18 protein-coding genes are annotated in these 14403 nt (G+C 61.5%); 1 reads left to right on the forward strand and 17 read right to left on the reverse strand.

Annotated elements, in window-relative coordinates; genetic code table 11:
• Window positions 1-15 precede the first annotated feature (15 nt).
• Complete coding sequence (gene cobD, locus ABLV54_RS04435; protein WP_023290889.1) at window positions 16-1092, forward strand: threonine-phosphate decarboxylase CobD; 1077 nt, start codon at window positions 16-18, stop codon at window positions 1090-1092.
• Window positions 1093-1095: 3 nt separating this feature from the next.
• Here the strand turns inward: cobD and ABLV54_RS04440 are convergent, their stop codons facing one another.
• The 17 genes from ABLV54_RS04440 to pduE form a co-directional block, all read right to left on the reverse strand.
• Window positions 1096-1962, reverse strand: a complete 867-nt coding sequence (locus tag ABLV54_RS04440; protein WP_032429207.1) for an L-threonine kinase — start codon at window positions 1960-1962, stop codon at window positions 1096-1098.
• Between the two features lie 91 nt (window positions 1963-2053).
• Window positions 2054-3268: an acetate/propionate family kinase gene (locus ABLV54_RS04445; protein ID WP_101881268.1), complete on the reverse strand. Its 1215-nt coding sequence runs from the start codon at window positions 3266-3268 to the stop codon at window positions 2054-2056.
• Window positions 3253-3705: a propanediol utilization protein PduV gene (gene pduV / locus ABLV54_RS04450; RefSeq protein WP_060592023.1), complete on the reverse strand. Its 453-nt coding sequence runs from the start codon at window positions 3703-3705 to the stop codon at window positions 3253-3255. Before pduV ends, ABLV54_RS04445 begins: the two co-directional genes overlap by 16 nt.
• A gap of 4 nt (window positions 3706-3709) precedes the next feature.
• The gene (pduU, locus tag ABLV54_RS04455; protein ID WP_032453966.1) at window positions 3710-4060 is read right to left on the reverse strand and encodes a propanediol utilization microcompartment protein PduU; all 351 of its coding nucleotides are present in this window, start codon (window positions 4058-4060) and stop codon (window positions 3710-3712) included.
• Window positions 4060-4614 carry a propanediol utilization microcompartment protein PduT gene (pduT, locus tag ABLV54_RS04460; protein ID WP_000075777.1) on the reverse strand — a complete coding sequence of 185 codons (555 nt, stop codon included), beginning with the start codon at window positions 4612-4614 and terminating at the stop codon, window positions 4060-4062. Before pduT ends, pduU begins: the two co-directional genes overlap by 1 nt.
• Before the next feature lie 2 nt (window positions 4615-4616).
• A complete protein-coding gene (gene pduS / locus ABLV54_RS04465; protein WP_101881267.1) occupies window positions 4617-5972 on the reverse strand; it encodes a cobalamin reductase PduS in 1356 nt (451 codons plus the stop codon).
• On the reverse strand, window positions 5969-7081 hold the full coding sequence (gene pduQ / locus ABLV54_RS04470; protein ID WP_064157647.1) for a 1-propanol dehydrogenase PduQ: 1113 nt from the start codon (window positions 7079-7081) through the stop codon (window positions 5969-5971). The genes pduS and pduQ overlap by 4 nt, the downstream gene beginning before the upstream one ends.
• An 11-nt stretch (window positions 7082-7092) precedes the next feature.
• On the reverse strand, window positions 7093-8484 hold the full coding sequence (pduP, locus tag ABLV54_RS04475) for a CoA-acylating propionaldehyde dehydrogenase PduP (RefSeq protein WP_101881266.1): 1392 nt from the start codon (window positions 8482-8484) through the stop codon (window positions 7093-7095).
• Window positions 8481-9491 carry a two-domain cob(I)yrinic acid a,c-diamide adenosyltransferase PduO gene (gene pduO / locus ABLV54_RS04480; protein WP_064372409.1) on the reverse strand — a complete coding sequence of 337 codons (1011 nt, stop codon included), beginning with the start codon at window positions 9489-9491 and terminating at the stop codon, window positions 8481-8483. The genes pduP and pduO overlap by 4 nt, the downstream gene beginning before the upstream one ends.
• A gap of 9 nt (window positions 9492-9500) precedes the next feature.
• The gene (gene pduN, locus ABLV54_RS04485) at window positions 9501-9776 is read right to left on the reverse strand and encodes a propanediol utilization microcompartment protein PduN (RefSeq protein ID WP_000549823.1); all 276 of its coding nucleotides are present in this window, start codon (window positions 9774-9776) and stop codon (window positions 9501-9503) included.
• Window positions 9777-9779: 3 nt separating this feature from the next.
• Window positions 9780-10271, reverse strand: coding sequence for a microcompartment protein PduM (pduM, locus tag ABLV54_RS04490; protein WP_024274643.1), 492 nt, complete (start codon window positions 10269-10271; stop codon window positions 9780-9782).
• On the reverse strand, window positions 10268-10900 hold the full coding sequence (locus tag ABLV54_RS04495; protein WP_101881265.1) for a phosphate propanoyltransferase: 633 nt from the start codon (window positions 10898-10900) through the stop codon (window positions 10268-10270). Before ABLV54_RS04495 ends, pduM begins: the two co-directional genes overlap by 4 nt.
• The gene (locus ABLV54_RS04500) at window positions 10900-11382 is read right to left on the reverse strand and encodes a BMC domain-containing protein (RefSeq protein ID WP_087775372.1); all 483 of its coding nucleotides are present in this window, start codon (window positions 11380-11382) and stop codon (window positions 10900-10902) included. The genes ABLV54_RS04495 and ABLV54_RS04500 overlap by 1 nt, the downstream gene beginning before the upstream one ends.
• Before the next feature lie 3 nt (window positions 11383-11385).
• Window positions 11386-11661, reverse strand: a complete 276-nt coding sequence (pduJ, locus tag ABLV54_RS04505) for a propanediol utilization microcompartment protein PduJ (RefSeq protein WP_001057755.1) — start codon at window positions 11659-11661, stop codon at window positions 11386-11388.
• 19 nt (window positions 11662-11680) lie between these two features.
• A complete protein-coding gene (pduH, locus tag ABLV54_RS04510) occupies window positions 11681-12031 on the reverse strand; it encodes a propanediol dehydratase reactivase beta subunit PduH (protein ID WP_050533537.1) in 351 nt (116 codons plus the stop codon).
• Entirely contained in the window at window positions 12021-13853 is a 1833-nt protein-coding gene (gene pduG, locus ABLV54_RS04515; RefSeq protein ID WP_101881264.1) for a propanediol dehydratase reactivase alpha subunit PduG, read from the reverse strand. The genes pduH and pduG overlap by 11 nt, the downstream gene beginning before the upstream one ends.
• 15 nt (window positions 13854-13868) lie before the next feature.
• Entirely contained in the window at window positions 13869-14390 is a 522-nt protein-coding gene (gene pduE / locus ABLV54_RS04520; RefSeq protein ID WP_101881263.1) for a propanediol dehydratase small subunit PduE, read from the reverse strand.
• Between the last annotated feature and the right edge of the window lie 13 nt (window positions 14391-14403).

Here is a 14403-nt window from a genome sequence, read left to right on the forward strand (position 1 = left end):
ACACAGGAAAAGGATATGGCCTTACTGAAAAGCGCCCATGGCGGCAATATCCGCGAGGCCGCCGCCCTGCTGGGCATTGCTCCCAACGAGCTGCTGGATTTTAGCGCCAACATCAATCCGCTGGGAATGCCTGCCTCGCTCAGGCAGGCGATCGTCGATAACCTCGGCTGCGCCGAGCGCTATCCTGACGTCGAATATCAACAGCTGCACCAGGCGCTGGCGGCCCACCATCAGCTGCCGGCGGGGCATATCCTCGCCGGCAATGGCGAAACCGAATCGATCTTCACCCTCGCCCACGGCCTTAAGCCGAGGCGGGCAATGATCGTCATTCCTGGCTTCGCGGAGTACCGGCGGGCGCTGCAAACCGTGGATTGCGCGGTCGTGGAGTATGCCCTTCGGGAGTGCGATGGCTGGCAGCTGACCGACGCGATCCTCGATGCCCTCACCCCGGCGCTGGACTGCCTGTTTCTCTGCACGCCGAACAACCCCACCGGCCTGCTGCCAGAGCGGGGCCTGCTGGAAGCCATTGCCCGGCGTTGTCAGGCGCTGAACATCAGCCTGATCCTCGATGAGGCCTTCCTTGACTTTATCCCCGACCAGCCGGGGTTTATTCCCCTGCTGGCGCAGTATCCGCACGTCTGGGTTTTGCGCTCGCTCACTAAGTTTTATGCCATTCCGGGACTGCGTCTTGGCTACCTGCTCAATGCTGACGCGCAGGCGGTAGCCCGACTGCGCGAGCGACAAATGCCGTGGTCCATCAATGCGTATGCCGCGCTGGCCGGCGAGATCATCCTCCAGGACCGGGCGTATCAGCGGGCCACCTGGCAGTGGCTGCAGGAGGAGGGGGCGCGTTTCTACGCGCAGCTGCAGGAGATAGCCGGGCTGACCGTGTGGCCCGGGCGCGCCAACTACCTGTTCTTGCGCTGCGACAGACCAGAGCTTGACCTGCAATATGCCCTGTTGCGCCAGCATGTGCTGATCCGCAGCTGCGCGAATTACCCGGGGCTTGATAGCCGCTATTTCCGGGTGGCGATCCGCAGCGCCGGCGAAAACGACCAGCTGCTGGCGGCGCTGCGCCGGGCGCTGGCCTGAGCCCTATTGCAGGGTGACGCCCCCCGGGACCATCGCCAGCAAGTGCTGCAGCGGCCAGTGGGCGGCGATGTCGCTGTCTGCCAGCCGCCATTTTATAAAGTCGACGTCATGACGACGGCGGTCCAGCAGCAGGCCGACGACGCTGCCGCTGTGCGCCACGTTAAGGCCATAGAGCCCTGCGCTTTCCACCAGGTCCAGCAGCGCGTCAAACCCCGGCTTGGGCAACAGCCGCTGGCTGGCGATGGCGCTGATGGTCGCCGCTTCGCCCAGCAGCTGCGGGCTACCGCGCTGGCAGGCCTGCTGCACTTTCTCCCACGCCAGCTGCAGCCGGGAGGCGTTAGCCAGCAGACCCGGCTCGCGCGGCAGCTGGTGGTAGTCAGTGGTGCGTAGCGTCAGCGGGCTCTCCAGCACTAACAGGTCGAGCGCCGGCGGCGCAGGGCAGGCGATTTGCGTGGCGGCGGTATTGTGGTCGAACAACGTCAGCTGGCGGAACAGGGTGCTGTCGGTGGGCTCCAGCGCGACGCACAGGCGCGCCAGCGTCGGCTCATCCAGCGCGTGGCCCAGATGATGGGCGGTAGCCGCCGCGGTGGCGGCGATATCGGCGGTGCTGCTGGCCATCCCTTTGGCGACCGGGATCGTCGAGTGCAGGGTGATGCGGATCTGCTGACTCAGCGCCGCCGGGTAGCCCCAGTGGGCCAGCAGCTGGTCGACCATCGCCCGCGACAGTGGCCGCTCATCGTTTCGCGGCGTGCCGGTCTCGACCTCGACGGTGCTGTACCAGTCCACCGGGCAGGAGACCAGCTTCTCGCTGCCGAGGATCCAGCCCTGGATAAGTTCTCCGCACGAGGCGGGACATTGTGCAACGGCCACGTTTTCACCTTTCCGCTTACCTTCGCCAGGGCGCATAGTGGCACGGCGATTCGCCGGTTACCATGATTCTCCGCAAGGGGAGAGGCGCCGTTTATACCGACACCGCCAGCTCGTGCGCCTGCGGCAGCGCCAGGCGCATCACATCGCGGGCAATCATCAGCTCTTCATTGGTATTGATGACCGCCACTTTGACCATCGCATTTTCGGCCTGAATAAAGGTAGCGTTGTGCTGGTTTTTCTCTTCATCGACCGACAGCCCGAGGAAATTCAGGTTATGGCAGATGGCGCTCCTGGCGCGGGCGGAGTTTTCGCCGATGCCGCCGGTAAAGATCAGCGCGTCCAGGCCGCCCATCTGCATAATATAGCTGCCGATGGTGGCGCGAATGCGCTCGGCAAACAGCGAGAGCGCCAGGGCTGCCTGACGATTACCGCCGTCCGCCGCCTGCTCGACATCGCGATAATCGTGCGAGATGCCGGAAACCCCCAGCAGGCCGGACTCGTTATTCAGCAGCTGATTAAGCTGCTCCGGCGTTTTTCCCTCATGCAGCGCCAGCCACGGTAGAATCGACGGATCGATATCGCCGCTGCGGGTGCCCATCATCACGCCGGACTGCGGCGTAAAGCCCATTGAGGTGTTAACCGAGCGCCCGCCTTTGATTGCGCATACGCTGCTGCCGTTGCCGAGATGGCAGCTCACCACGCGCAGAGCGCTCAACGGTACGCCCAGCTTTTCCGCCAGCGTCGCGCTAACGTACTTGTGGCTGGTGCCGTGGAAGCCGTAACGGCGAATGCCCAGCTCGCTGTAGTAGCGCCAGGGCAGAGGATAGATAAACGCGCGCTCGTCGAGCGTTTGGTGAAAAGCGGTATCAAACACCGCCACCGACGGCGCGTCGGGCAGCAGCTGGCGGAAGACTTTAATGCCCAGCGCGTTGACCGGATTATGCAGCGGGGCCAGCTCCGCCAGGCGCTCGATTTCCGCTAAGGTCTCATCGGTCACCGGCGTCGAATCTTTAAAGCGCTCCCCGCCGTGCGCCACGCGGTGGCCGACGCCATCGATATCCTGCAAACTCTGGATAATCCGATGGTCGAGGAGCTTTTCCAGCAGCAGGGTGACGGCTTCACGGTGATCGGCTACGGGCGCCGTTTCATGCCATTTTTGCGCCGGCGTTTTGAGGGTCACCTGGGCGTTTGCCATGCCGATACGCTCGATCAATCCCTGGCAGAGCATATCGCCCTGAGGCATCTCCAGCAGCTGGAATTTTAACGATGAACTGCCGGCATTAATGGCCATTATTTTGTAAGACATAAAGGTTCCTTCGAATTCAGAAAATCCAGCACGGCATCAAGACCCAGATTATTCAGCGCGCTGGTGATAAAAATCTGCTGGGCGCCAGCCTGCCTGAGCCACTCGCCGATTAGCGATATCCGCTGCGGGTCGGCAAGGTCGGCTTTAGTGACCAGACCAATCGTCGGGCGGTTCATCGGGGCGGTAAAACCCGGAGAAAACGGCGACCACTGGGCGTCGGCGTTCAGCACCAGAGCGATAACGTCGGCCTCGCAGGCGCTGGTCAACAGAGCGCTATAAAGGCAGCGGTTCTCCAGATATTCGCCCGGCGTGTCGATGGCCATCGGCGACCATTCAATCGCCTGGGTTTTCTTGTAATGGAGCGCTTCGCCGCGCAGGCCCTGGGTCAGCGAGGTTTTGCCGCACTGGCTGGGGCCGATCAACATCAGACGTTTCATCGCGCTACGTCCGGGTTATTGAGCAGGTAGTAAACTGCATCATCTCGCCCAGGGTGCGCGTCACCTGCCTGAGGGCGTACTCGACGGCGGAAACGTCGCCGGTCAGCACCACGGCGCCGGTAAAGCGGTCAAGAAAACCGATCTCCACCGCGCCGGATTTGGTGGCGATGTCGCAGGCGATAATCGACGCTTCGCTGGGCGTAATGGTGAGGATGCCGATGGCGGACACCGCATCCTGCAGGCCGAGTTTCTTAAAGAGATCTTTCCCGGGATTGGCAATCAGGTGCGCGAGGGTGACCTGTTTCCCGGGAACGTATTCCTGAATCATGCGATCCGTTGTTGGCTGTCTTTCCATTATCCCTCCACCATCTGTCGCCACATGGCTTCATGCGGTCGCGGGATCACCGAACGATAAACCAGCAGCCCTTTTTCACCCGCGCTTTCGCTGGCTACCGTAACCGCGTTGTTGACGTCGGAAACGTCGCCCGCCACCACCATGTAGCATTTACCGCCGATGCCGAAGGCCATATGCACCCGTACCAGGGTGACGTTGGAGCCTTTCACCGCCCGGTCCGCGGCGCTGATGCAGGCCGCAACGCTCCAGGTTTCAACGATGCCGACTGCCTGGCGTTTGTCTACGCTGTTCAGGCCGCTGATGGCCGGGAGTACGCTGGGATGGATATTCGCCAGCACCAGGCTGTCGACGAGCATTTCGCCGGCCTGCGAAGTGCCGGTTTCAATGGCCTGCTGGATAGCGCCGATATCCCCGCCGAGCATCAACAGAAACTTACCCGGGCAGATAGTCTTGCTGACCAGCAGATTGACGTTGGCGCTTTTCAGCATCGCATCGCCGAGTTCCATTCCTTTGGCAATGCTGGTGAGTTCTAAAATTCCTATAGCCTGAGACATGGTTAACCTCTTACCACCGTGATGGCCTGTTCGCTGATGGCCGCAACCACGCCGTCGATGCTGGCGTGAACCGGCGCGCCTAATGCGCCTGCCGGGATATCGGCAACGCATTGCCCACGCGTCACGCGGTCGCCCACTGCAACGTTCGCTACCGCGCTGGCGCCGATATGCTGGCGCAATTGCAAAGTCACTGTTTCTACTGCCGGTTCGTCTTCCACCAGCGGCGCCTCCTGATACCAGGGGCTCAGCCCCAGTTTGGCGATCAGTCGCTTCACCGGCACGAGGCGATATTTCGCCATTTCGTCGGCCGGATAGAGCGGCCCTTCATAGCGCTGGTTTTGCGCGCGCAGCTCGCGTTTCAGCATGCGGTTGATGCGCATCGGCGAGATCCCTACCGGGCAGGCCACGCTTTCGCAGACGTTGCATTCCGAACAGGTGAGGGCGCTCAGCAGCAGCTGGGGCGTGGCGGCCTGATGAAAGTTCACCGCCCGCACCAGCAGGTGCGGGGAGAGTTCGTGGCCGATCAGATGCCGTGGGCAGAGATCGGTACACAGGCGACACTGTTCGCAGACGGTACGGGCCACGGAAAGCACCGTGCGCTCGTCCTGCATCCGCCGCTGGATAAGCGGATGGCTTTTGGGCAGCACCAGCAGGCCGCCGGTAGTTTTGGTTACCGGGCTATCGAGAGAAGTCATCAGGCCGCCCATCATCGGGCCGCCGTTAATAAAACCGGGGTCGTCGACCGTCGCGCCGCCCGCCAGCGCCAGCACTTTGCGCAGCGACATGCCGATGGGGACGGTGACGGTCAGCGGCCGGGCGACCGCGCCGTTAACGGTCAGCGTGCGGCGGGTCACCGGAAACTGCTGCTCAACCGCACGGGCCATGTTGAGCACCGTTTGTACGTTATTCACCACGACCCCGACGCTGGCCGGCAGCGCGGCGGGCGCGACCCGGCGACCGGTCGCCAACCAGATAGTCAGCACCTCATCGCCTGCGGGATAGACATCCGGCAAAATATGCAGGCGAATACCGGCAGGCAGCAGCGGGGTGAGGGCGTCGATAGCCCGGCGGTACTTCTCTTTCAGGGCGATAACCCCTTCGCGCGCGCCGGTTGCCGTCATCGCGTACTGCACGCCGCGGACCAGACGTGCAGCCTGCTGCCACATCAGCTGCTGGTCGACCTTGAGCATCGGTTCGCACTCGGCGGCGTTAACCAGAAAGATCTCCACCTGCGCCTGCAGCTTCACGTGGGCGGGAAAACCCGCTCCACCCGCGCCGACTACGCCCGCAGCGCGCACGCGCTCGCGGATCTCCTCGGCGCTTCTGGCCATTTCAACAGCGTTGACGGCGGTACTCATCGCAGTTCCTCCAGCAGTTCCTGAATTTCCCCGGCGCTGGCCGGGCGAGGATTCGTACGCAAGGTCACGTCAGCCAGTGCGGCCTGCACCATGGCCGGAATGCGCGCTGAGTACTCGGCACGTCCCTCTTTCAGCGCGACCGCCAGTGACGGCAGCGCACAGCGCTGCTTGAGCCGTTCGATTTGTTGGATCAGCGCATTGATCGCCGTACTATCGCTGGCGTCTGCCGGACAAAAGCCGCAGGCTTTGGCCAGCCGCGCGTAGCGTTTTCCGGCGCGCGGATGACCGGCGTTAAAGCGGATAACCGCGGTTAACAGCAGCGCGTTGGCCAGCCCGTGCGGCAGATGAAACTGCCCGCCAAGCTGGTGGGCGATAGCATGGTTAAGCCCCAGCCCCGCCTGGCTGAACGCCATCCCGGCAAGCGTTGAGGCATTGTGCATTTTCCCGCGCGTCGCCACGCAGTCGCCTTTTTCCACCGCCGTGGGCAGATACTGGAACACCAGTTTGGCGGCTTTTTCCGCCAGCGCGTCGGTAAAGTCGCTGGCGTGCGGAGAGACCCACGCCTCCAGCGCGTGGGTCAGCACGTCCATGCCGGTGTTGGCCGTAATCTGCGGCGGCACGCTGACCACCAGCTCCGGGTCAAGGATCGCCATATCGGGATAGAGCGCATTGTTGAACAGCGGGTACTTGATGCCTTTATCCGGATCGCTAATTACGCAGGCGCTGGTCACTTCTGAACCGGTACCGCTGGTGGTCGGTATGGCCACGCAGGTTTCGATGCTGATGCCGCTCTGCTGACTGAACCAGACGATAGCTTTCGCCGCATCCATTGCCGATCCGCCGCCGAAGCCGATGACCACCTGCGGCTGCAGGGCCTGCATTTGCGCAATGCCCTGCACCACGGTATGGATAGTGGGGTCCGGGGTTATCTCGCTAAAGACGCTAATGTGGTTATCTGCGGGCAATGCATTACGCAGGGTTTCCAGCAGCGGCGAGCGCGCCAGAAAGCCATCGCAGATAATCCAGATGTGCTTGTTGGTAAAGCGCTTGAGCACCGCCAGGCTACCCTGACCGCTGTACAACCGCGTTTGTAGTGAGAAAGTCTTCATCGCGACCTCGGTTAGCGAATGGAAAAGCCGTTGGTCAGCACACAGCGACGGGAGCGGGCAAACGTGCGCGCCGAGGTTGTCCCTTCACCGGTCGGCGTGGCGATAGTAAAGGTGGTAAAGCCTTCGCCGCCGACGCCGATCCCGGCATAAGAGGGGCCGTTCTTGACGAATATCGAGGTTTGCAGGGTGCGGGCCGCGAGGTTCAGGCGCGACACGTTCTGCGAGTGCATAATGGCGGTATGATGCAGTCCCTCTTCAACCTTCAGCGCCAGGGCCAGCGCGCTATCGAAATCGATAACTTTCACTATCGGCAGCATCGGCATCAGCTGCTCGCTGGTAACCCATGGATCGTCGGCGTTAACCAGCGCTATCAGTAGACGCGGCGCTTTCGCCGGAACGGCGATCCCGGCCGCTTCGAGCATGGCTGATGGGCTTTTGCCGACCAGTTTTTTATTCGCCTGGCCTTCCGGCAGGCAGGCGGCGCGGAGCTTGTCGGTATCGGCCGGGCTCAGCAGCAGCGCGCCGAAGGTTTGCATTTGCTGTACCAGACGTTCAGCGACGCTCTCCACCACAATCAGGCTCTTCTCGGCAATGCAGGGCAGGTTGTAATCGAACGAGGCGCCGTTGATGATATCTTCCGCCGCTTTAACCAGATCCGCCGTTTCATCAACGATGCAGGGCGGGTTACCCGCACCGGCGCCAATGACTTTCTTACCGCTCTTCATGCCCATCGCCACAATGCCCGGGCCGCCGGTAATGGCCAGAACCGCAATGCGCGGATGGGCCATCATCTGCTGGGTGGCTTCGAAAGTGGGTTCTGCTACGGTAACCACCAGATTGCGGATGCCGCAGCAGCGGAAAACAATCTCTTCAATCATGCTAATCAGCTTCAGTGAGACCTTTTTTGCTCCCGGATGCGGGCTGAAGTAGACGCTATTACCCGCCGCCAGCATGCTGATGCTGTTATTAATGATGGTTTCCGTCGGGTTGGTGCTCGGTGCGACCGACCCGATAACGCCAAATGGCGAATACTCAAACAGCACCATGCCGCCGTCGCCGGTCAGCGCCGTGGTGGTGAGATCTTCCACGCCCGGCGTGTTGTCCAGCGCAGCTTTGTTTTTCAAAAATTTATCTTCTTTGTTGCCCATCCCCGTTTCATTGGCGCTCTCTTCCGCCAGGGCGGCCAGATGCGGCGTCAGCTCCTGACGCATTGCGCTAATGATGGCGCTGCGGGTTTTTAGCGGGCACTGCTGATAACGTAAGAACGCCTGATTCGCGGCATCAATGGCCTCGCTCACGGACTGAAAAATCCCTTTGCCCTGCGCCGGGTTTGGCGTTTGGGCTGGGGTTAACTGTTCGCTAAGAATGGTGCGAATAAGCGTTTCGAGTTCAGAAGTATTCATTGATGAGTTCCCACGTTAATGGCCGCGATGGCGGTCTGTGCGATATCCATGTCCTGTTCAACGCTGCCGCCGCTGATGCCAAGACCCCCAATTAATGAGCCGTCGCGCCACAGGGCGTAACCGCCGCCGAAGGTCACCACTTTTCCCTGCAAATGCGTTTCGAGGCCATAAAGCGCGGCGCCCGGCTGAACGGCCTCGCTCAGCTCATGGGTCGCCGTTTTCATCGCCACCGCGGTCCAGGCTTTTTTCGGCGCCAGTTCGCTGCTGACCAGCAGGGCGTCCGGCATCCGCCAGGTCACGGTTTCGGTGCCGTGTGCGTCAACGATGCTGATCACCACCGGCACCTGAAGTTGCTGCGCGCGCTCAACGGCGGCGCGGGTGAGCTGGTGCAGATCGTGGAATGAAAGGGCCAGGGGCGTCTTCTCCTTGCTGCGGCTCGGTAGAGTGGCGGCCAGATAGCGCCGGCTCACTTCACGAATGATGTTGTTCTGGTGCGCATCGCTATCTTCCGCGCGCGCCAGGGCGTACAGGCAGTCTGACAAGCGATTGATGTAGCGCATCAGCACCTGGCGCACGTTGACTTCCGCCGCCAGCTCAACCAGTCGCCGTTCGGCCCGGCGGGCCAGCGTGCGGGCAAAATGCAGGCGGCTCGCGGCTTCGCAGCGGCCGGGTAAAATAAAGCTGTGCAGCGGCTCGACGCGGGCCATGGCCCGATCGATGGCGGCTTCCAGAGCGGAAATCTCTTCGCTGCTGATGTAGCGCTGTTTCGGCGACGGCCGTTCGCTGTCGCTGGCCAGTTCTGCGCTAAACCAAAAAAGCTGCTGCTGGATGGCCTCAAGTAAGGCGCGGTGATTTTCATCCGCGGCGGCGCAGGCGCACAGGCTCAGCGCGGCGTTCAGCTCATCCAGCGTGCCGTAGGCTTCAACCCGCGGGTGGGTTTTACTCACCCGCTGGCCGGTAAAGAGTGAGGTGGTGCCAGCGTCGCCCGTTCGGGTATAAATCGCCATATTCGCTCCTTAACGTGAAAGCGTATCGACAATGCCGACAACGGCGAGGTCGATGGCCTCGTTTGGCCCGGAAAAAACGTGCCTGGCGCTGGAGCCGCCGCTGAGCAGAACCAGCTCGCCGATCCCCGCGCCGACGGAATCCACGGCGACTTCATCGCCGGAGGTCGGCGAGGCGGGAAGCTCGCCATCGGCGCTGACCCGCCGCACCAGCAGCAGCTTTTTGCCGATCAGGGAAGGCGATTTTTGCGTGGAGACAACCGCGCCCGTGACTCGTGCCAGATGCATGATTTACTCCTGCTTAATTAATTGAATATGCCGCGCCTGTGCCGCTTCGCGCGCCAGGGCGGTCACGATGCATTTGCGGTGGATAACCAGGCGACCCTGGCCCAGCTGCGCGACGTCGCGATAGCTCAGCACCGATCCTGCGTGCAGGATCAGCGGCAGTCCGCGCTCGTCGGTGAAGATCGTCGGCAGGCGCGCCAGTTTTTTGACCGGGATAACCGGCAGCAGCTGGCTGTGCAGGGTGAGCTGCACGCGGATGCCGAAAGCCAGCGCGTCGTGAATTTTCCGGGCCGCAGGATCGTCGGTTTCCGCCTCCGTCAACTGGCCCAGCAGCGGCAGGTCGACAAGCAGGATGCGCAGCGAGGCGTGCTGGCTGAACAGCCCGGGGCAGTCGGCATCGCGCAGCTGCGCAACGCTCAGCGTCGCCGTGCTATGGGCGCGACGCTGCAGCCTGGAGACGATTTCCTCCACGATGCGCTGCAGAACTTCGCCGTTCATCGCGGGCCTACCAGCCGGGCAAAGGCCTGCGGATTATCGGCGCCGGCGGCGTTGGCTTCATCGGTATCAATGTGCATTTCGAGACGCATATCCGGTGAAACGCGAATCGCCACGTTGTTGAAAACCAGCCCGCGCGCGTCGCCTTCAATGACCACGGAGACCCTATCGCCGTGGGAAACCCGCAGGATCAGCGCATCGAGCGGCGACATATGAATATGCCGCTGCGCGACGATAACCCCTGACGAGAGCGTCAGTTCGCCATAGGGGCTGACCAGACGGATGCCCGGCGTCCCTTTCAGATCGCCGGACATTCTCAGCGGCGCCGCAACCCCCAGGGTTCTGGCATCGGTACGCGATATTTCCACCTGGCTTACCGAACGCAGTGGGCCGAGCAGGCGCACATTTTTAAGCTGCCCCTTCGGCCCTACCAGGGTGACGGTTTGCTCCGCGGCGTACTGTCCCGGCTGCAGCAGCGCTTTTTTCTCGCTGATGGGATGGCCAGGAAACAGGCGTTCATAATCCGACGCCGACAGGTGGATATGACGATTTGAAACCCCCAGCGGAATGGGCCGCAGACGCATCTCGTCGAGGACTTTACTGACCGTTGATTCGAGAAGCTGTTTATCCATTACGCTTCACCTCGCTTGCCGGGATGAATGCAAAGGGTGCGCGGCTCGCCCTTCTGGCGCGGACATTTGGGATCCAGGCACAGGTTGCAGCTGACCACGCCTTGTTGCTGGAGGGGCTCTTCTGCTGGCGCTTCAGAAACGACATTAGCCGTCTCTGACTCTTCAGGCTCAGGTTCCATGACGGAGGGTGGGGGAGCCTCTGCGGGCAGGATCCCTTCTCCGGGTCTGGCGATGACTTTATGAGCCACCAGACCGTTTCGCTGTTCGGCAAACAGTGCACCGGTGGTGATGGCCGCCTGTACTGAGGCCACATCACCGGTAATTTTAATGACCGTCCAGCCTGAACCATTGGTCTTTTCGAGGGCGACCAGCGTGATAGAAGCGGATTTCGCCATGATATCGGCGCAGCTAATAGCCAGTGCCAGACCACAAACTTCAAGTAATCCCAGTGATTGCTTCACGCGGTGCTCCTTATTCGCCATCAATCAGGCTGATTTCGGTAAAATGGCCTCAACGTCGCTGTGCGGACGCGGGATCACGTGGCAGGATTTCACTTCACCTACGACGCTTGCCGCCGCGCTGCCCGCGTCTACCGCCGCTTTGACCGCGCCGACATCGCCGCGAACCATGACGGTCACCAGACCCGAGCCAATTTTTTCGTAGCCGACCAGCTGCACGTTGGCCGATTTCACCATCGCATCGGCGGCCTCAATGGCGCCTACTAACCCTTTTGTTTCAACCAGTCCCAGTGCGTTATTCATACTGCTGTTCTCCTGTTGCTTAGCTATTCAGATCCCGGAACGGGATCCCTTTGACCAGCCGTGCCGCGTTATTACCGGTGTTACGTTGGGCCTGACTGTCCTGATGATGCATCAGCGTAAAAAGCGGCGCCGATGCGGGTAAATTCTTGTAGTGCACGACCAGCGTATGGCGGTCGCAGGCGATGCCCACCAGTAGCGGCGAGCTGCGCGCCGCCTGCCAGGCGCTGTCCACGACATCCCCGGCCGGGTGATGCTGGAGCAGGAAAGGAATGCCTTCCTCTTCGATACCCAGCAGCACGTCGCGCCACAGGCCGTCGCAGCCGTCGATGGCGGCGATCACAATAGCCGGGGCGCTGTGATTACTGTCCATGCGCGAACTCCTTATGCCAGGAGAGAATCAGGCCGGTGGCCACCGCGTTTCTGGGGCCCTCGCTGCCGCGAATATTTCCCCGTCCGGCAACCAGGCGGTAATGCGCCAGCGCATCGGTGACCAGCTGCGGGACTTCGAAATCCAGCGACGAACCGCCGACCAGCACCACGAACGGAATATCGCGAATGTTGCCGGTGGGGCTGACCTGACGCAGTGCGCGCAGGGCGTTGGTGACAAAGACCCGCTCTTTGGCGCTGCGGCGAATGGCGCGTACTTTTTCCAGCGCTAAGTCGCCGGGTAGTGGCACCAGTTCGTCCGGTTTCACCACGCAGACGCGGGCGAATACGGCGGGCGGCAGCGGCGTGGAGAAGAACTGCACGCTGCCGTCCTCGTGGCGTAAATGGAACAGACTTTCCACCTTGGCCAGCGGATACTTCTTGATCTCTTCCGCCAGATAGCGGTCTTCCAGCCCCAGCTCGCGGGCAATAATCATCGTCACCATATCGCCTGCTCCGGCGAGGTGAGTGGCGATGATTTCGCCTTTGGGGTTGATGATGGAGGCATCGGTGGAGCCTGCGCCGAGGTCGAGGATCGCCAGCGGTCGGGTGGTACCCGGCGTGGTCAGCGCGCCCAGAATGGCGGCTTCGGCCTCGGCGCCGCCGATCTGCACGTCGATATTGAGCTTCTGCTCGATTTCGCGGGCAATCATCGCCATCTGCAAACGATCCGATTTCACCATTGAGGCGATGCCCACGGCCTGCTCCAGCGAGAACTCCCCGGCAAGACCGCCGGTGACGCTCACCGGCACCGAGGTATCGACGGCCAGCAGGTCCTGAATGAATATTTCGCTGCTGGGCTTGTTGGTCAGCTCGGCCATGGTCTGGCGCACGTGTTCCAGCATGCCGCCGATATTGGTCCCCGACTCGCCGGTGACGTTATCGAGCTTGCCGCAGCCGTCGACCGCTTTCATGATGGCTTCGGCGCCAGCGGCAACGTCTACGCGTACGCTCCGGCCCTGGGCCAGCAGCTCAAGGTTACCGGCGGGTATCGCGCGCGCTTTGACGTCACCGGATGGCGTTTTGACCACCACGGCGGAACGGTTGCCAATCAGCGCGCGAGCCATCGGGACGATGTTTTTCGTCTCCTCGGCGTTGAGGTGGAATACGGTGGCGATGCCGTAGGGGTTAGAGAGCGTTTCGATGACCTTCCCCGGGACGGCGACCTCAATTGCCGCCAGCATTCCCAGAGGAATGCGGTCGATGTACAGCACTTCGTCAACAATCGGCAGCGGTTTTTCCAGCCGGTTGCTGACCAGCACGCCATCGTCACGTTGCAAAATGACGCCGGTAATCTGATATCCGGCGCGCAGGGAAGCGTTAATCACGCTGGCGATATCGGCAAAATCGAACGCCGACGACACCACCAGGATATAGGGCGCGTCCGCCGGGCGGGTTAACAGCTCCTGCGGTGTAATGGTGATGCCCACGCCAAGCCCCGCGCCGCCGGGCGTTTTCGGGTTATGGCCGATCATGGTCGATTCGGTGATGATGGTCTCGGTAATGGTTTCCATCGCCACATCGCCAATCACCGGCGTGGCTTCGTTAATGCGGATGAGCGAGATATCGCTGACATTGATCCCCGCGCGCTTAGCGACGAGGGCAAGCGCTTCCTGAATGCCGAACACGTTACGTAACGTGCCTTTGATCCCGGTGGTTTCCGCCAGCGCGCTGTGGGTGATTGTCAGCGCGCCAGCCTCATTCAGAGTCGCCAGGGCGACTTCCGTCGATGAGTTGCCGATATCAATGCCAGCTATATATCGCATCACATACCCCTGTAATTAATCGTCGCCTTTGAGTTTTTTACGCTCGACGTACAGCGTGGCCGCTTCGCGAACGAAAGCGGCGCAAATCTTCGCCTGATAGCGGCTTTCGAGATCGTCGGCGATCGCCAGTAGCTCCTCTTTCGTCGAGCGATAGGGGCGGAGGGCGTTGTAGATTTCAAGAATGCGATCGTCCGGTACCGCGGTCAGTTCGGCGGCGCGCTCGAAGTTCATCGCCAGCCGGTCGCGGCCCGCGTCCCTGGCGATAGAAGCCTGTAAGCGCAGGGTTTCCGGGGGGATACGCATATCCTGGGCGGTGACTTTATTGCTCAGCACGTTTTCCAGCGTAAAGTCGTCCAGCGTTTTATTGGTGGCGGTTTTCACCCATTCCGGGTGCTTGTTCGCCAACGGGTAGTCGCTGACCTTTGCGCTACGGGACGCGCCGCCTGCCGCCGGAGCCGCCGTCGGCGCCTCGCCCTGCAGGCTGTTCATGCGGCTTAATACGTCGCGCACCATCGATTCAATTGCGTCGGTATTCATGGAGTTATCCTTT

It is taken from the genome of Klebsiella sp. JB_Kp042 (genome assembly GCF_040065275.1).
Lineage (GTDB): Bacteria > Pseudomonadota > Gammaproteobacteria > Enterobacterales > Enterobacteriaceae > Klebsiella > Klebsiella quasipneumoniae.